Source organism: Acinetobacter sp. ANC 4218, assembly GCF_002135245.1.
Classification (GTDB): Bacteria; Pseudomonadota; Gammaproteobacteria; order Pseudomonadales; family Moraxellaceae; genus Acinetobacter.
Genome location: NZ_NEGD01000002.1, coordinates 272,635 through 290,040 on the forward strand (window position 1 = coordinate 272,635; position 17,406 = coordinate 290,040).

At 43.4% G+C, this 17,406-nt stretch carries 16 protein-coding genes; 15 read left to right on the forward strand and 1 reads right to left on the reverse strand.

Annotation, left to right across the window (positions count from 1 at the left end; genetic code table 11):
- Positions 1-26 precede the first annotated feature (26 nt).
- The 8 genes from pilW (at position 27) to B9T38_RS02990 (ending at position 8,208) form a co-directional block, all read left to right on the forward strand.
- Positions 27-788, forward strand: coding sequence for a type IV pilus biogenesis/stability protein PilW (gene pilW / locus B9T38_RS02955; RefSeq protein ID WP_166169250.1), 762 nt, complete (start codon positions 27-29; stop codon positions 786-788).
- Entirely contained in the window at positions 779-1,570 is a 792-nt protein-coding gene (locus tag B9T38_RS02960) for a helix-turn-helix domain-containing protein (RefSeq protein ID WP_086195368.1), read from the forward strand. The genes pilW and B9T38_RS02960 overlap by 10 nt, the downstream gene beginning before the upstream one ends.
- A gap of 24 nt (positions 1,571-1,594) precedes the next feature.
- Positions 1,595-2,716, forward strand: a complete 1,122-nt coding sequence (gene ispG, locus B9T38_RS02965; RefSeq protein ID WP_086195369.1) for a flavodoxin-dependent (E)-4-hydroxy-3-methylbut-2-enyl-diphosphate synthase — start codon at positions 1,595-1,597, stop codon at positions 2,714-2,716.
- 3 nt (positions 2,717-2,719) lie between these two features.
- Positions 2,720-4,015: a histidine--tRNA ligase gene (hisS, locus tag B9T38_RS02970; protein ID WP_086195370.1), complete on the forward strand. Its 1,296-nt coding sequence runs from the start codon at positions 2,720-2,722 to the stop codon at positions 4,013-4,015.
- 29 nt (positions 4,016-4,044) lie between these two features.
- Positions 4,045-4,746 carry a YfgM family protein gene (locus tag B9T38_RS02975; RefSeq protein ID WP_086195371.1) on the forward strand — a complete coding sequence of 234 codons (702 nt, stop codon included), beginning with the start codon at positions 4,045-4,047 and terminating at the stop codon, positions 4,744-4,746.
- Positions 4,746-5,894, forward strand: coding sequence for an outer membrane protein assembly factor BamB (gene bamB / locus B9T38_RS02980; RefSeq protein ID WP_086195372.1), 1,149 nt, complete (start codon positions 4,746-4,748; stop codon positions 5,892-5,894). The genes B9T38_RS02975 and bamB overlap by 1 nt, the downstream gene beginning before the upstream one ends.
- Positions 5,895-6,056: 162 nt before the next feature.
- Positions 6,057-7,469, forward strand: a complete 1,413-nt coding sequence (der, locus tag B9T38_RS02985) for a ribosome biogenesis GTPase Der (RefSeq protein ID WP_086195373.1) — start codon at positions 6,057-6,059, stop codon at positions 7,467-7,469.
- A 91-nt stretch (positions 7,470-7,560) separates the two neighbouring features.
- Positions 7,561-8,208: a 4'-phosphopantetheinyl transferase family protein gene (locus tag B9T38_RS02990; RefSeq protein ID WP_171263150.1), complete on the forward strand. Its 648-nt coding sequence runs from the start codon at positions 7,561-7,563 to the stop codon at positions 8,206-8,208.
- 201 nt (positions 8,209-8,409) lie between these two features.
- Here the strand turns inward: B9T38_RS02990 and B9T38_RS02995 are convergent, their stop codons facing one another.
- A complete protein-coding gene (locus tag B9T38_RS02995) occupies positions 8,410-8,835 on the reverse strand; it encodes a hypothetical protein (protein ID WP_086195374.1) in 426 nt (141 codons plus the stop codon).
- Positions 8,836-9,492: 657 nt separating this feature from the next.
- Here B9T38_RS02995 and B9T38_RS03000 point away from each other — a divergent pair.
- From B9T38_RS03000 to folK, 7 genes are all read left to right on the forward strand, one after another.
- Complete coding sequence (locus tag B9T38_RS03000) at positions 9,493-10,998, forward strand: hypothetical protein (RefSeq protein WP_086195375.1); 1,506 nt, start codon at positions 9,493-9,495, stop codon at positions 10,996-10,998.
- Entirely contained in the window at positions 10,989-13,049 is a 2,061-nt protein-coding gene (locus B9T38_RS03005) for a hypothetical protein (protein ID WP_251992202.1), read from the forward strand. The genes B9T38_RS03000 and B9T38_RS03005 overlap by 10 nt, the downstream gene beginning before the upstream one ends.
- A gap of 12 nt (positions 13,050-13,061) precedes the next feature.
- Positions 13,062-13,754: a hypothetical protein gene (locus tag B9T38_RS03010; protein WP_086195376.1), complete on the forward strand. Its 693-nt coding sequence runs from the start codon at positions 13,062-13,064 to the stop codon at positions 13,752-13,754.
- Positions 13,755-14,094: 340 nt separating this feature from the next.
- Positions 14,095-14,856 carry a nucleoside triphosphate pyrophosphohydrolase gene (gene mazG / locus B9T38_RS03015; RefSeq protein WP_086195377.1) on the forward strand — a complete coding sequence of 254 codons (762 nt, stop codon included), beginning with the start codon at positions 14,095-14,097 and terminating at the stop codon, positions 14,854-14,856.
- An 11-nt stretch (positions 14,857-14,867) separates the two neighbouring features.
- Complete coding sequence (locus B9T38_RS03020; protein WP_086195378.1) at positions 14,868-15,278, forward strand: ComEA family DNA-binding protein; 411 nt, start codon at positions 14,868-14,870, stop codon at positions 15,276-15,278.
- A 136-nt stretch (positions 15,279-15,414) separates the two neighbouring features.
- Positions 15,415-16,875, forward strand: a complete 1,461-nt coding sequence (gene pcnB, locus B9T38_RS03025) for a polynucleotide adenylyltransferase PcnB (RefSeq protein ID WP_086195379.1) — start codon at positions 15,415-15,417, stop codon at positions 16,873-16,875.
- Positions 16,872-17,360 carry a 2-amino-4-hydroxy-6-hydroxymethyldihydropteridine diphosphokinase gene (folK, locus tag B9T38_RS03030; RefSeq protein ID WP_086195380.1) on the forward strand — a complete coding sequence of 163 codons (489 nt, stop codon included), beginning with the start codon at positions 16,872-16,874 and terminating at the stop codon, positions 17,358-17,360. Before pcnB ends, folK begins: the two co-directional genes overlap by 4 nt.
- Positions 17,361-17,406: the final 46 nt, after the last annotated feature.

Consider the following 17,406-nt stretch of genomic DNA (forward strand, 5'->3'; position numbering starts at 1 on the left):
AATTAGCTTTTATTACAACAATTTGTATGTCCGCGATTTTTGTTGCCGGGTGCCAAGCACCAGCAACAATCGGGAAAAAAGATCCTGAGAAGGCAGTAAAAGTTCGCACTCAATTGGCGGCAGAATATATTAAGTCTGGTGATCTGGATTCAGCAAAACGTACTCTGGATCAGGCACTGGAAGTAGATTCACGTGATTCAACAGCAAATATGATGATGGGGGTTTTACTGCAACAAGAGGGCAGTAAAATCAGCATGGACAAAGCAGAGAGCTATTTTAAGCGCGCAATTTCTGCTGATCCGAAAAATGCACAAGCGCGTAACAACTACGGTACTTATTTGTATCAAATTGAGCGTTATAATGACGCGCTTGAACAACTCAATGTGGCCGGAACTACGTTGGGCTATGAACAACGCTACAGAGCATTGGAAAATGCGGGACGGATTTATTTAAAGCAAGGCGATATGGTGAATGCTGAAAAAACATTCAAACAGGCTCTGCAAGTAAATCGTGACTCTTATGTTTCAATGTTAGAGTTGTCAGAAATTTTTTATCTCAAACAGCAGACCGCCGCTGCAACACAATTGTATGAACAGTTTGTGCGCAGTGTTGGTCAAAAGAATCAAGGTGCGCGTGCGCTTTGGATTGGTATCCGAATTGCGCGGGCAAATAGCGACCCAATGGGAACGCAGGTGCTTGTCAATCAGTTGCGCGCGCTTTTTCCCGAGAGTCCGGAATACCAACGTTATCTGCAATTACAGTACAGTACTGAGGCCGTATGGAAGTAAATCCTAATTCACCGCAATCGAATGGTTCAAGCGTAGTACCCACTGCGTTAGGAAATGTTCAGCGTCCAGGCGAGTACTTACGTCAAGTTCGAATTGCACAAAAGCGTGAATTAAGTGAAGTGGTCAAAGATTTAAATATCCCTATAAAGACTTTGACTGCTTTAGAACAAGATGATTATAAGTCTTTGCCGGAAGCTACCTTTATTAAGGGTTATTATCGTACCTATGCGAAGTACCTGAAGGTGGATGCAAGTTCTATCATTCAACGTTTTGATGAAATTTATCAAAATGATACAGGATTGTTGCCCAATCATGCCTTAAACAATTCACCAATTAAAATCATGGGTAAGCTACCGGGTTCTAATCGTGATCGTAACAAGAAATGGTTAAAACGTATTCTGCTTGCTTTGGTGGCACTGATTGTCATCGCTGCTGTTGTGATGGGGATACAAAACTGGTCATCCAGCAAAGATGCCCAGAGCCCTGAAGCAGCACCTGCCGAATCCGATGTGCAGGTGCTGAATCTGGATAACTCGACTGTAGTTTCGGGCGACCAGCTTGAGTTAGAGTTTAGCCAGCCAACTTCTGTGCATATTGTAGATTCAACGGGTAAAGTGTTGGCAACAGGCCGTCAGGCATCTACCTTGAAGCTGAATGGTGAAACCCCTTTCCAGATTCGTCTGGATGATGCAGCATCGGTAACGTTGAAGTTAAACAATGAAAATATTGCATTGTCACCTTATACCGTCAACGGAAAAGCAGATTTCCGTTTGTCACGTTAATGAGTCAAGAATAGAGCGATAGCAATGATTGAAAATCCGATTAAGCGCCGTCCCACTCGTAAAATTCGTGTCGGTTCTGTGTATGTAGGTGGTGATGCCCCGATCAGCATCCAGAGTATGACCAATACCGAAACCTGTGATGTTGCTGCAACTGTTGCACAAATTCAGCGTTGTGTAGATGCCGGTGCCGATATCATGCGTGTTTCCGTACCCAGTATGGAAGCAGCGGCCGCATTCGGTGAAATTCGCAAGCAGGTGAATGTTCCGCTGGTGGCTGACATTCACTTCGACTATAAAATTGCTTTAGCGGTGGCGGATGCGGGTGCAGACTGTTTACGGATTAATCCGGGCAATATTGGCTCGGAAGCAAAAATTCGTGAAGTGGTGGCTGCGGCGAAACATCATGACATTTCTATGCGGATCGGGGTGAATGCCGGTTCACTGGAAAAAGATATCCAGAAAAAATATGGCGAACCAACTGGTCAGGCATTGCTTGAATCGGCCATGCGTCATATCGATATTTTAGACCGCTTAGACTTCCATGAGTTTAAAGTGTCAGTGAAAGCTTCGAACGTATTCCTGACTATGGATGCATATCGTCTTTTATCTCAACAAATTGATAATCCACTGCATTTAGGCGTGACCGAAGCAGGTATCTACCGTACAGGTTCAGTGAAGTCGGCGATTGCGCTTGGCGGTCTGCTCATGGAAGGCATTGGCGATACCATGCGTATTTCGCTGGCGGCCGAGCCTGAAGAAGAAATCAAGATCGGTTTTGATATTTTAAAATCACTGGGTCTTCGTTCCAACGGCATTAACTTCATTGCCTGCCCAAGCTGTTCACGTCAGGAATTTAACGTGATTAAAGTGATGCAGGCACTGGAAGAGCGTTTAGAAGATATTCGTACCCCCATGGATGTGTCTGTGATTGGCTGTAAAGTGAATGGTCCGGGTGAAGCCAAAGAAGCCGATATTGGCGTGGTAGGTGCAAGTCCGCGTTCACTGGTGTATCGTAATGGCGAGAAAAGCCATTTAATCGATACCAATCAACTGGTTGATGAAATCGAATCTATGGTTCGTCAACGTGTTTCCGAGCTTGAAGAAGCTAAATCTAAAGAGATTATTCGCACAGGTTTTTCTGAGTAGATCATGAGTTCAATTGTCGCAATCAAAGGTTTTAATGACATTCTTCCAACGCAAACCCCCGCGTGGAGACGTCTTGAGCAACATTTAGCATCACTTATGGATGCTTATGGTTACCAGCAAATCCGTTTGCCGATGGTTGAGCAGACCAATCTGTTCAAGCGTTCAATTGGTGATGCAACCGATATCGTCGAAAAAGAAATGTACACTTTTCTGGACAAAGGTAATCCACCCGAGTCTTTGACGCTGCGTCCGGAAGGAACGGCAGGCTGTGTACGTGCCATGCTTGAGCATAACTTGCTTCGCGGTGCGACCCCTCGTGTGTGGTATATCGGGCCAATGTTCCGTTATGAAAAACCGCAAAAAGGCCGTTACCGCCAGTTTCACCAGTTTGGTGTGGAAACGTTTGGTGTGGCAACGCCAGATCAGGATGCTGAATTGATTCTGATGACGGCACGTTTGTGGAAACGTATGGGTGTGGCGGACAAAGTTCAACTTGAACTCAACACCTTAGGTGAGTCGGATGAACGCGCGGCATATCGTGCAGCGCTGGTTGAATTCCTGGAATCGCATAAAGCCGATCTGGATGAGGATTCTCAGCGCCGTTTAACCACGAATCCGCTCCGTATTCTTGATTCTAAAGATGCGAAAACACAGTCGATTCTGGAAAATGCGCCTAAGCTGCATGACTTTATGGGTGAAGAAACCTTGGCTCATTTTGCTCAGCTTCAGCAATATTTGACTGATGCTGGCGTAAGTTTTGTCATTAACCAGAAGCTGGTGCGTGGTCTAGACTACTACAACAAAACAGTCTTTGAATGGACCACCACGCATTTAGGTTCACAAGGTACCGTATGTGCCGGTGGCCGTTATGACGGTCTGGTCGGTCAGCTTAAAGGCAAGCCTGATCAGTCGGTGCCTGCGGTGGGCTTTGCCATGGGTATGGAGCGTTTGTTGCTGCTACTTGAACAGGTGGAAGACAATACGCCAATCCGTGACTGTGAAATGTTCCTGGTTTCAGACCCTGCAACTCAAGGTCAAGCCTTGGTGCTTGCTGAACAGATCCGTGACCAGCTTGAAGCAGCCAAGAGCCGTATCCGCTTAAAAACCGGTTCACAAGGTTCAATGAAGAGTCAGATGAAAAAAGCCGATCAGGCGGGTGCTGTTTATGCTTTAATCTTTGGTGGGCGTGAAGCTGAAGCGCAGCATATTCTGGTCAAGGAACTGGCAACAGCAGAACAGACTGAAATTGCAGTGACTGACTTTGTGCCATTTATCATTGAAAAATTTTCTTCAAAATAAGCCGAATAACATAAGGAAAAGGTAATCCCATGAACGCATTGAGTGATGCAGAACAACTTGATAGCTTAAAATCTTTCGCTAAAAAATATGGTTCTGCCATGATGAGCGGAATTTTAATTGCGTTGATTGCCTTTTTCGGCTGGGAATATTGGCAGAAGAAGAACCTGGCTGAATCACAAATGGAAACAGCCAAGGTTCAACAGTTGATGGACGATGCAAAAAGTGTCTCAGGCGACGCTAATGCATTTAATGCCTTATCTGCAACTGCGGACAAGATTGTTAAAGAAGCTCCGGATTCTGTGCAGGCCATTCAAACTCAATTGTTAATGGCCAAGCTGGCTTATGACAAAGCTGATTATGCACATGCAGAAAGTGCCTTGAAAAAAGTTGAAAATTCCAAACTGGATGATGTCGGTCTGGTACAGGTGGTTAAGCTGCGTTTGGCTTATGCCCAGCTGGCACAAAAAAAATATGACGATGCCATTAAAACATTGGCTGCAGTGACCGATCCTGCCTTTAAGGCAACTGCTGATGAAGCACGCGGTGATGTCTATGTGGCTAAAAATGATATCGAAAATGCTAAAAAATCGTATATGAGCGCATGGGATGCGTTGCTTGAACGTAAGCAAGAACGTCAAATTTTACAAATTAAACTCGAAAGTGTTGGCGTTTTAGTTGATGATCCTGATGTTGAACGCCCAATTTTAGAAACACAAGTGGATGAGTCGTAATGGATAGAAAATACAAAATACCGTTTGCACTAACAATTTTAACATTTGCACTTGCTGGTTGTTCTACCAATAAAATCAAGGTAGAAGAGGTTAAACCGAATCCATTGCCTAAATTGGTGCAAGCAAAGACTCTTGTTCCTGTATTTTCTCAAAGTGTTTCTTCGACCAGTAAAGCAGACCCGTTACGTTTACGCTTGGATGCCGATAACGGCGTGATTTTTGCTGTCGATCCAAATGGTGAAGTGACTGCCTATCAGGGCAAACAACGCTTGTGGCAGAAAAAGGTCTCTAAGCTGGGCTTAAGCTCGGGTATAGAAGCAGCCGAAGGCCTGGTGGTGGTCGGTAATAAAAAAGGTCAACTGTTTGCTCTGGATCAGGCTACAGGTGAGCAAAAGTGGACAGCCCAGCTATCGGGTGCCATTTTATCTGCATCACTTATTCAGTCCGGTCGTGTCATTACGGTTAGCAATGATGACACGGTCTATGCGCATGATCTGGCTACTGGTCAGCAAGTCTGGACTTATAATCTGCCGAATGTACAGTTTAGCTTGCGTGGTGTTGCGACACCGGTTGCGCTTGATCCGCGTACTGTACTGATTGCTTCATCCAATGCCTATATTTATGCGCTGGATATTATTAGCGGTGTGCCGCGTATGCAGCGTCGTGTTGCTGTCAGTGATGGACGTTCGGATATTCAGCGTCTGAATGATCTGGATGGCGATCCTGTTGTGGCTGGACAATTCCTAGTAACAACCAGCTACCAGGGCCAGGTAACGGTGATGGATCTGGCGAGCCAACAAGTGGTGTGGAGCGAAGATGCCAGCAGTATCCAACGTCCGGAAGTCTTTAATAACACTGTTTATGTGGCTCAAGCCGATGGAAAAATTACCGCTTATTCACTGACCACCGGTGAACAATTATGGCAAAATGACAGTTTACTGAATCGCCAGCTCAGCAATCCGGTAATTCTAGGTCAGGATCTGGTGGTGGGTGATCTGGATGGCGTATTGCATCTCATTGATCCGGCTACAGGCCAGCTGATTGGTCGTTCAAAGACCAGTGGTGAAGTGCGTACCCTGCGTGTGATTGATAACCAACTTTATGTGGCGACCCGTAAGGGTGCTTTAAGCATCTGGCAGAACCGTTAATTTTTTTCAGCCTTATGTTAAACTAAGCTAACCGTATTTTTTTACACGGGGGATTGAGTATTCAATGCCCCGTGTTTTATTTATTCTTGGCTAATTATTTCTTCTATTGTTTCTGATTGTTCAGACCAGACCTACTGGCTGATCTTGAATAAAGGTTAATCTATGAAACCCGTAATTGCGCTCATTGGTCGTCCGAACGTCGGAAAATCAACGTTGTTTAACCAGATCACCAAGAGCCGTGATGCGCTTGTTGCTGACTTTGCCGGTCTGACCCGTGACCGCAAGTATGGCGATGCGACATATCAAAATAAATCATTCATCGTTGTCGATACTGGCGGTATTGGCGAAACTGAAGGTGGAATCGACTCCTACATGGCTGAACAGTCCAAAACAGCCATTCATGAAGCCGACATGATCATCTTTGTGGTAGACGCACGTGCCGGATTACTGGCATCTGATGAGCAGATTGCACGTGACCTGCGTACCCTCGGCAAAAAAGTATTCCTTGTTGCCAACAAAGTAGATGGCGTACATGCTGAAGCCGCACTAGTTGAATTCTACAAACTGGGGATGGGTGAACCATTACAAGTTGCTGCCAGCCATGGTCGTGGCGTACAGCAAATGCTTGAAGATGTGCTTGCTGATGTTCCTGAAGATGAAAACCCAGATCAGCACGATAAAGACACTGGTTTACGTTTAGCGATTATTGGTCGTCCCAATGTGGGTAAATCGACATTGGTCAATCGTCTGCTGGGTGAAGACCGTGTTGTAGCATTTGACCAACCAGGTACCACCCGCGATTCAGTATATATTCCATTTGAACGTGATGGCCGTAAATACACCTTGATTGACACTGCTGGTGTACGTCGTAAAGGTAAAGTGGATGAAATGATCGAGAAATTCTCAATCGTGAAAACTTTACAAGCGATGAAAGATGCTCATGTTGTGGTGATTGTGGTTGATGCACGTGACGGGATTGTTGAGCAAGACTTGCACTTGATTGGCTATGCACTTGAAGCGGGACGTGCCATGGTGATCGCGATCAACAAATGGGACAACATGTCTGAGTATGATCGTAAGCAATGCAAGCTGGATGTTGATCGTCGCTTTGACTTTATTCCTTGGGCGAAGATTCACTTAATCTCTGCACTACATGGTACAGGGGTAGGTGATCTCTATCCGTCAATTCACCGTGCCTATGATTCTTCACACTTGAAAGTATCTCCGGCAAAAATCACGCAAATTTTGAATGATGCAACCGATGCGCACCATCCACCGATGGTACAAGGTCGTCGTATTAAAATGCGTTATGCCCATATTGGTGGTCAAAATCCACCAACGATTGTCATTCATGGTAACAAGGTGGATAAAACCCCTGCAGACTACCGTCGTTATTTGGAAAACGTATTCCGTAAAGTGTATAAGCTTGAAGGCACGCCAGTAAAAATCGAATTTAGAACGTCTGAAAACCCGTTTGAAGGGCGTAAGTCACAAATTGATGAGCGCACGGCAGCACGTAAGCGTCGTTATGTTCAGAAGTTTAAGAAAGCCGAGAAGAAATTTAAACGTGGTTAAAGACCAGCTTTAAATAGTATTCAAAAAGCCCAAAGTGATCTTTGGGCTTTTTTCTTTTAAAATATACTTCTATTTTTGACAGGTGATCTTGGTGAGCAGACGGATAAGGGTAGAAGTAAATGCACTGGAGCAGATCGTTCATGTGGATCATGCACTTGATCGCAAGAGCAAAATCCAGTTGCAAAAACAGCAAATCCATCACTTTCGTAATCAATTACTTTCCGAGCAATTGCAGGTCACAATTCAACATGAGCAGTTGACGACTACTGAATATGGAAAACCATATTTGATTAATTTTCCTGAATTTTATTTTAATCATAGTCATAGCCAAAAAAATTATGCTTTAGCCACCAGTCATACTATGCCTGATATCGGGGTGGATATTGAAGATCTAGATCGCAAGGTTAGATTTGAAGCATTGGCGAATCATGCATTTCATCCTGATGAATTAAAATACTGGAACGAATTGCAACATGAGTCAGAATATTGGTTTAAAGTCTGGACCACCAAAGAAGCAGTATTGAAAGCTGCCGGACTGGGCGTGCGCTTAAATTTAAATGAGTTAAATACTTTTGTTCATCCAGTACATAATGGCGGATTGTGTAGTCATCCTTTAATTGGAACATTTGCTTATCAAAACTTTCATTTGGGGCATGTCATGCTTACGGTTGCCTGGCGTTCAGAAGCCTCCTGTAAGGGGTTTAGCTTTCCTGAAATAAAAATAATTTTGTCATCTTAAAATATGTGGTTCTTATTCATGCCCCTATAAGGTCATAACAGCTTTAAAGTCCAAGATTCATCTGGATAAACACAGATCAATAAAAATCGATAGGATAAAAAACAGCGACCTGTATAGCCTGTTTTAAAATTAAAACAGGCATTTTTATTTCAATGATCGATAGTGATGAATGTTTAGCGAGTGTGTGAAAAGATCCACGGATTATTGAAGGCCATCTTCGCTTTGATCCACTTCGATTCGATATAATTTGGTTCCATTATTGGCGTAGATTAAGCGTCCAGCCTCTTTATAGTAGGTTTCAATCCGAAATTGATCCTTGGAAAAAGCACCTGCGACTGGAATCCAGGCTTTCGCTGTCTGATAGCTTCTTTGATCTGTTGAAGCACCAACTAAATCTTCTACCTGACCTTTAGACATACCAATTTTTAACTGGGAAAATTTAGAATTCTGGTAATCGCCAACAATTTCACCCGTATAGCCGCCATCAATCGAAACCTCTTTGGTGGCATTGCTATTCGGCTCCGAATTTAATGAGTTATTTTGAGTCTGTTTATCGGAAGGCATAGTCGAACAGGCCATTAAACTTAAGCTGCTGATTAAAATAACAAGAGCATTTTTCATTTTCATTATTATCGCCTTATTCATGTTGAAGGATTCTAGGGATAATTTTAATCCCGGTTGTGATATTGCCAACAGCTATTTTTTAGCTAAAGTTTTACCAATTGTTAGGAAAGGAGTCTGTATTCTTTTGATCCAGCCCTTGCCACTGGCGGTGGTTTCTCAGGCGTATGCATGAGTATTTGCCCATTTTTTATGGGGGATGTCCTCCATTTATCCTGCTCAAGATGTTTCCTAAGTGACCCGTATGTTGTGATTGGGCTGTTGATGGATGAACGTGAATTTACTGTTCAGGCTATGTCTGTGCAGGGGATTGTAGTCCGTGATTTGGGGCTGTTGAGCTGCTGTACGAAATAATTTTAACAATGGTGTTTTAAATGTCTCTTTTTGTGTTTTAGATTGATTGAAATATGCTGAAATATTTATTCAAAATGAACCATCAAAATAGATTAATGAATTTGTGTCTAAGGGAATATTAATTTTACATATAAAATTATATTGTTGATTGAATGGTATAAAAATCAATAAAAAGTAAAATTTAGTGATGGAGTTAATCTTAATTTTTGTTATGATTTGTATGTTTTTTGTATTTTAAAAATCACGTTAAAAATATCTAAATTTCTTTATTAGTAAATCAGAAAAATTTAGTGAAAAAGGGTGTAAATCATGAAAAAGACCATATTGGCACTTTTGTGTCTGGGTAGTATTCAGGCGGTTAATGCAGAAATTATTAAAGTGAATGGGGAAGGCACCGCGCCGATTATCAAAAAAGATCCGAATGCTACGCGTAACCAGGCTTTCCAGAATGCGAAAACTGATGCTGTCATTGCAATGATTAAAAAAATAAACGGTCCACAAGCAATGCAAGAGGCTCAGCAGTATCTGGATGAAATTGTGAAGCAAGTCGATTCCAGCTACCTCATTAACCGTGGCAGTTCAACTCAAGGCAATAATGAATTGCTGACCCAGGTCAGTCTTGAAATGGATGATCAAGAGTTCCGTTCTATTTTAAATGATCTGGGGCTAGCAAAAAAAAATAGCCGAACCAGCCCGATCATGATTGTCATGGATGAATACTTTGGTGTTCCCAAAGATAATTCCAAACCCGTCAAAGAATTTACCTCTTATTTTTCCGATCGTAGTTACAGCTATGACGAAAATGCCAGCTACAAAGCCAGTGAAAGTGCTAAAGCCAGTGCTTCAGACTCTTATTCATCTAAAGGCCGTTCATCTGCTGCATCAGGCTATGCCTATGGTAATTATTATGGTGCTGGTGCAGGCGGTTCTGCGCGCTCGGCGAGCCACAATAATTCGGGTAAATCATCATCTTCAAGCAGTTACAATGCCAGTGAATCGGCAAAATATAGCCAGTCTGAACGGCAAAATGATATTCAAAGCTTTGTGAAATATGTGGAATATCAAACGCCAAGCACCAAGGCCGAACGCGATAACCAGACCTTGAATGCAATTGCTGAGTCAGCGGTTCGTTATGACCTGCGCTTACTCGATTCTGACCGTTTCAGAAGCCAGTATTTGAATGGCCGTAGTATGACGATTCAGCAGCTGACGAGTGATGCTGAACTGAATAAACTGGTGGCCGCTGCACGTAAGGAAAAAGCTGACTGGTTTATGGCTGGCAGTTCGTATATTTATGACCGTGGCCGTTCTCCTGTAACGGGCCAGTTCGTTTGTGATGGTGCGGTGAGCTTTAAAATTTATTCAGTGGATGACTCGACCTTAATGGGCGGCCAAACCCGTACTGAATCATCAACTGGCGCGACGACAGGCACCTGCCGAACCAATGTAGCGGCCAAACTAGGCGAGCTGGCGATTAGCCAAATTGGCCCGCAGATTTTGGGTTATGCAAAAAACCGTTCTATGTATGGTAAAGAAATTACCATTTTTGTGAAAAGCATTTCTGGCAATGTATCGAGCCGTTTAGGTGATGACTTATATATTGCACTTGATGAAATGGACGGTGCGGAGAATATCGATATTCGTACGCAAGATGGAAAATTGGTTGAAATGACCATGACCTATAAAGGGGAAAAGCCGATGAGTGCAGAGTTGGCCAAAGCATTGCGCAAAGTCAATCCAACCCTGTCAAATGCTGAACGCTTACAGGCGGGCAATACCATCACACTGTGTATTGGCGGTACACAATGCAAGTAAAATTCAAAGCCCTGTGTCTGGCGATGCCAATGCTATTTTCGGCAGTGGCACATGCAGATATCCAGATTTATCCCTCAAAAGGGATTTTTGGCCTCGAGCAAGGGTGTCGTGCCGACCCGAATAAATATGAAGCCAATGGTGCATCCATAGTCTGTGACTTTAGCCAGGCCATTGATAATGATGTGATTCGTAAGCAAGCAGAGCAATTGTTTGTACAAGGTTTAAAGCAGAGCTTGGGCGAACAAATTGTCGACAGCATTTCGCAAAAGACCAAGCACCGCACCTATGTCGCATCCTTGGACGTATTACGTGCCAGTGAATATATCGTTCAAAAAGAGTCAACGGCTGAAATTTTTCTGCCAGTGACCCTGAGTTTGAAGCTCACGAATGTCTTGTCGGGCGAAGTGATTTATAGCGACAGTGCGACCTTGTCTCAGCCAATCCAAGTGCTGAGCAGTGAGCTTGAGTCGGCAGCAACCAAAGCAGCGATTAAACAGAAATTTCAAAGTACCTTGTTGAGCTTGACACAGCAACTCACTCAAGACTTGAAAACCAAGTTCCAGGTGACTGAAATTGATACGCAGGTGATTGACCAGTGGAAATCCTATCTGGTGCTCGATAAAGGATTTAAGCAGGGAATTGCCATACAGGATGAACTCAGTTCTGCTGAAGGTGACCTGATTCGTGTGGTACATGCAGACAGCGATTATGCTGTTGCTGTACCGGTGCTGATGCAAGGCAATAGCAAGCACTTTAGCAAAGTATCGACCAATACACGTCAGGCCATGAATAAGCCTAAAGCCTTGGTGGTGGATGTATTGACCTATCAAGGTGAGTCCAAAGACCTGATTGAACAGATTTTTTCGGATGCGATCGGTGAGCAGGCATCTTTTACCCTGACACCAGTCAATCGCCGTTATAGTGCGATGGCACAAAGTATCAGTGAGCAGACGGCTTTGGCACAAAGTGCCGATATTAATCAGCGCGAGCTGCCAGAATTCTTTATTCGGGTTAATGTCATTCCTGTGATTGCCTATCAGCAGCGGATTGGCAAAATGACCCAACAGCAGATCTTTCATAGTGAAGTCTTTGCCGAAATGATTGATCGTTCCGGTCGGGTGATTTATTCAGCTCATGCAACAGATGAAATTAAAGACGTGATTTCTGAAGGAATGGGCTTTTCTTTGGAAGCTCGTAAAGAGGTGGTGCTGAAAAATGCGCTGTTGAAACTGGGTCAACAATTTCAGAAGGGTATTCAATTCACCCGCTCTGATTTAAAGGTTTCGGGTTCAAGCGGGCAAAGCATCACCATTGATGATGCCGGTGAGCGCTTAAGTCGAGGCATGAAAGTTCATGTCTATCACTCCGATCGGGCAGCAGGACGCAATATCCTGATTCCTACATGGGAAGCGACCATATTGGAACGTCAAGACAAGAAAGTCACCGCGCAACTCGACTTCCCGGTCAGCAGTAATGATCGTTTGCCTGTGCGTTCTGGTGACAGTATTTTGCTGGACAGTTCTGCACCCATCGGTGATTCCAAGCAGGCACGGGTTTTATGTCCGGGCTTACATACCGAACAAGTGGGGGAAATTCCGTTTTACGGTTTTGGTCCATTGCTTTATAGCGCTTTTACCAGCCAGTCGAAGCGACCGTTTTATGCCACTGGTGCAGGTTTTAAAGGGCAAACCTTATTAAAAGATGCTGTTATTCGTATGACCGAAAATGCCGGTTTTAAAAAGAATATGGATGTGAATTTCTATCTTCCAAAAGATGAATGTTTGCAGCCTGTCTTTAAGATCGAGGTGAAAGAAAACTCGGTGAAATGTAATAGTGATCAATCCAGTTGTGATGCGACATTGGTCATGACGAGTGGTGCGCGCAGATTCAACCAGAACGCTGAAAAAATCGGTGCATATGGTTTGCAGCAGGAAATTCAACTCAAAGGCATTGTTCATCAGCATCGTCATGAAATGTATAACATTCAGATGTTTGATGCTTTGCCAAAAATTTTAAATCAAATCGTGCAAAAAGCCGATTCTTCACAATAAGGGTAATAGGGTATGAAAAAAATTTCGATTGTTTTAGCCATCAGTGCATCAATGGGAGCATCAAGTGTTTATGCTGGTTTTGGTTCACTCAGTAGCCTGGCTTCGACACTCACTGAATCGGCTACCGGGGTATCTTCGTCAAATATGGATCTGAATGGTTTCTTTACTCAAGCCAAAGCCGCGAATGCGATGTTTCTTCAGAGCCGTACTGCTTTAGCTTCATTGCTTGCAAGCAAAAAGGATTCGGATGAATTAAAAGCAAAACAGAAAAGCCTGAAAACAACTTCTGATCTGAAAGAAAAAGAAGCTATTCAAAAAGAAATTGTGGCGATGTCTAATGCTGTTTTAGAAGCTTCTCAAAAGGATGAGGCAGCAACAGTCGCAAAACTTGCATCATTGAATGCAGACCAAAAGAAACACTTGTTGGATTCTGCAACAAACTTTGTGATTGCAAGTTTAACCGCTCGTGAATTGGCGGTAGGGGCAAAACAGGTGAGTACCAGTTTGATCACAAATCCAGCCAGCTTGACCAATACTGGAATGTCATTGGTTGATGCTAAAAATGTAGTGGGTGATATTACCGGTATTGCAAAAAACTCAACCTTGGCTTTGGTAGAATATCCCAAGCTGTTTAAAAAAGCCGGTATTGAATTTAAACTGCCAACCAGCTCTGCAGAAAAACCAAGAGTGCTTAATGATATTTAACATATTGATTGGGATATAGATTTTAGACTGATTAAAATCTCGTACCGTTCATTAAATATATTTAACACTAAAGAAGAGCCTGATCATCAGGCTCTTTTGCTGGTATTTTCTTTATTCTCTCCCCATTTTTATGCGCAGGCCACTGCCTATTAACAGCAAGTCGCATAATTCCTCGCATCTTATCTTGTGTTGTCTCACCCATACCGATCGAGTGCCCGTATGTGTTCTCTTTTCACTTTTATGATTGGGGTACTTTATTTTTGAGTGCAATGGGGTTCAATATCACTACAATGGAGCAGGAAAATGCTTGTATCTGAACATGTCGGGGAGTACTTAAAACATGGATAAATTATTGGCAGTCATGCGTGAGCTACGTGAAAAATGTCCATGGGATCAGCAGCAAACACCGCAAAGCCTAACCCGATATGTTATAGAAGAGGCTTATGAAGTCGAAGCGGCAGTCAGAGCAGGAAATGCAAATGAAGTGCGCGATGAACTGGGCGACTTGCTGTTACAAGTAGTATTTCAGTCACAGATGTACAGTGAACAAGGCGCTTTTGATTTTAATGATGTGGTCAATGCCATTAGTGAAAAACTGATTCGCCGTCATCCTCATGTCTTTCAGGCAGAACAATATTCGCAATTGAGTGTAGAAGATGTATCCGTACTGTGGAAGCAAATTAAACAGCAGGAAAAGCAGGGTAAGGTAAAATCACGTTTAGATGATATCAAACATGGACCTGCCATTCAGCAAGCACACGACATTCAAAAAAATGCTGCCCAAATAGGCTTTGATTTTCCTGATGTGGCAGGTGCTTATGGCAAACTGAACGAGGAATTAGGCGAATTACAACACGCCATGCAAAGGCAAAATTCCGACGAAATATTCGACGAATTTGGCGATTGTTTATTTTCACTGATCAATGTTGGACGTAAACTAGGACTTTCTAGTGAAATGGCACTGTTAAGTACCATTCATAAATTTAGAACACGTTTTGCTTTCATTGAAGATCAGGCTCAGCAACAACATAAAAATATTGAAGCCCTATCATTAGAAGAAATGGATCAACTGTGGGAGCAAGCGAAACAACAATTAAAATAATAGGTTTCCCAATGAAAAAAATAATATCTATCCTGAAGGGGATTTTTTATATTTTTAGTCTGCTGTCTTTGTTGAGTGTATCCAGTAGTTATGCTCAACAGTTTGACCAGCAGTATTTAAAATGGAAGGTTGAACAGGAGGCCCAGGATGCACGGTTAAAAATACCACGCGTCTCAACACGGAATTATTATTTGGCTAGGCCTGCTTTAAACTCTGCTACTTCAGCGACCAACAAGATCAATTTAAATCAGGCCAATGCGGAACAGCTACAAGAACTGTCAGGGGTAGGACAGAAGAAAGCTGAAGCCATTATTTCCTATCGACAAAAAAATGGAAAATTTAAAAATATTGAAGAATTGCAACAGGTCAAGGGGATCGGACCTGCGCTATTTAGCAAGAATAAAGACCGTTTAGGCTTGTAGAGGAATGGCAATAGCCGCTTAGAATATCGAACAAAGTATGATGCATTAAGATAATCAAATTGCCCTTTGATTGTGTTAGAGATATGATTAGCGTCATCTTAGATATTTTACGTTCAGACGTAGGAGACAGCGTCTTTTGCAAACTTTGCGCGCGTCAAAATGTGGTTTATCAACCGCTCAATTACCTTCTTACATATTAGATGTTATTGATGCCTTAACCAAGGCAGGCTATGAAGCTTATATCGTCGGTGGCGGCGTCCGTGACTTAATTTTAGGGCTGAATCCTAAAGATTTTGATGCGGTCACCAACGCAACTCCGGCTCAGGTCAAAGAAGTATTCGGACGACGTTGCCGTATTATCGGACGACGTTTTGAGCTTGCTCATGTCTATGCCGGTCGAGAACTGGTCGAGGTGGCCACTTTTCGTGCCCCGCCTAAAAAAGCAGTCACTTCTGCCTCAGGCATGATTCTGCGCGACAATAACTGGGGCACAATTGAACAGGATTTTGTGCGTCGTGATTTTTCCATTAATGCGATGTATTACCAGCCGCGTAAAGGGATTGTGCTGGATTTCTGTCATGCCATTGATGATATAAAAAATAAAACCTTGCGCTTGTTGGGTGACCCGACCTTACGTTTCGAAGAAGATCCGGTACGTATGCTGCGTACTTTACGTTTTGCTGCAAAATTAAATTTTAGTATTGCACCTGAAATTTTAGAGATTTTTACCCCAGAGCTGACCCAGCTGTTGCGTGATATCTCTCCGCACCGCTTATATGATGAATCGCAGAAGCTGTTTACCATGGGACATTTGAACCGGGTGCTGCCAATGCTGATTGATTTCGGTATTTGGCATCAGCTGTTTGCGGACATCAGCCCGGATATCTCCACCTTTATCGAACGTGCTGCGATCAATACCGATCAGCGCATTCAAATGGGCAAGACCATCAATCCTGCATTCTTCTATGCGGTATTGTTATGGAAACCTTTTTTAGAGCGTTGTGAATTTTATTTAAGTAAAGGCGTTGTTCCGGCAGAGGCAAGAGCACAAGCCGGTTTGGATGTGTTAAAACGTCAGGCTACCCGGACCATCATTCCACGTTTTGCAGAAACTTTTATTCGTGAAGTATGGGAAATGCAAACGCGTTTACTCAATCCGAAGCCGCAGCAAATTCAGGCTTTATCGACCCATGCGCGTTTCCGTGCCGGATTTGACTTTCTGTTACTGCGCGAGAAATCGGGTGACGATACCACTCAAGGCATGGGTGTATGGTGGGATGCGTATCAACAGATGTCTACTGATGAAAAAGAACGTGCCATCAGTCAATATAACCGCCAGCGTGCAAAAAGCCGCCGTAAGGCAACTACAGACGATGTGGTGGAAACCAAACCGGTTGCTGCAATTACTGAAATTGAACCTTTGGTGAACGAGCCGGAACCGCGTAGTCGCCGTGAACGCAAGAGCCGGACAAAATCTGAAAGACCCGTTCAGTCCACTTCATCAAATGGCTCGGAAATTGGCTATGACCATCCGATTTTAAAACGCAAACGGGTCAAACGGGACTTAAGCCAGGTTATTTTTGGACCGACACAATGAGCACAGTAACCTACATCGGCCTAGGCAGTAATCTGGGTGATTCGCGGCAAATTTTAGCAGAGGCAGTACAGAAGCTGGCGACGCTGGGAACCGTGAAAACATCCAGATTGTATCAAAGCCCTCCAATGGGGCCACAAGACCAGCCCAATTATTTAAATGCGGCTGTACAGCTGGTTACAGATCTGGAACCCCTTGCATTGCTGGATGAATTGCAGCGTTTTGAGCAAGAATCTGGTCGAGTGCGACTGCGCCGTTGGGGTGAACGGACTTTGGACCTGGATCTCCTCATGTATGGCGAAGAACAGATTCATCATGAGCGTTTAACCGTGCCACATATTGGTGTTATGGAACGTGATTTCGTGCTGATGCCATTGCTCGATTTAGAGGCAAATTTACAACTCAAAGGACAATTATTAAAAGATTTACCGATATTGCAACATCCATCGCTTACCGTATTGGATGAGGGAAATTGGGCAAATATTTAATTTTTTGCATGACCGCTTGAGAAAGTCGTCATAAGAGGAATATCCG

Coding starts and splice junctions, on each gene's coding strand:
- pilW (WP_166169250.1), top strand. CDS start 27: ATGTCCGCGATTTTTGTTGCCGGGTGCCAAGCACCAGCAACAATCGGG.
- B9T38_RS02960 (WP_086195368.1), top strand. CDS start 779: ATGGAAGTAAATCCTAATTCACCGCAATCGAATGGTTCAAGCGTAGTA.
- ispG (WP_086195369.1), top strand. CDS start 1,595: ATGATTGAAAATCCGATTAAGCGCCGTCCCACTCGTAAAATTCGTGTC.
- hisS (WP_086195370.1), top strand. CDS start 2,720: ATGAGTTCAATTGTCGCAATCAAAGGTTTTAATGACATTCTTCCAACG.
- B9T38_RS02975 (WP_086195371.1), top strand. CDS start 4,045: ATGAACGCATTGAGTGATGCAGAACAACTTGATAGCTTAAAATCTTTC.
- bamB (WP_086195372.1), top strand. CDS start 4,746: ATGGATAGAAAATACAAAATACCGTTTGCACTAACAATTTTAACATTT.
- der (WP_086195373.1), top strand. CDS start 6,057: ATGAAACCCGTAATTGCGCTCATTGGTCGTCCGAACGTCGGAAAATCA.
- B9T38_RS02995 (WP_086195374.1), bottom strand. CDS start 8,835: ATGAAAATGAAAAATGCTCTTGTTATTTTAATCAGCAGCTTAAGTTTA.
- B9T38_RS03000 (WP_086195375.1), top strand. CDS start 9,493: ATGAAAAAGACCATATTGGCACTTTTGTGTCTGGGTAGTATTCAGGCG.
- B9T38_RS03005 (WP_251992202.1), top strand. CDS start 10,989: ATGCAAGTAAAATTCAAAGCCCTGTGTCTGGCGATGCCAATGCTATTT.
- B9T38_RS03010 (WP_086195376.1), top strand. CDS start 13,062: ATGAAAAAAATTTCGATTGTTTTAGCCATCAGTGCATCAATGGGAGCA.
- mazG (WP_086195377.1), top strand. CDS start 14,095: ATGGATAAATTATTGGCAGTCATGCGTGAGCTACGTGAAAAATGTCCA.
- B9T38_RS03020 (WP_086195378.1), top strand. CDS start 14,868: ATGAAAAAAATAATATCTATCCTGAAGGGGATTTTTTATATTTTTAGT.
- folK (WP_086195380.1), top strand. CDS start 16,872: ATGAGCACAGTAACCTACATCGGCCTAGGCAGTAATCTGGGTGATTCG.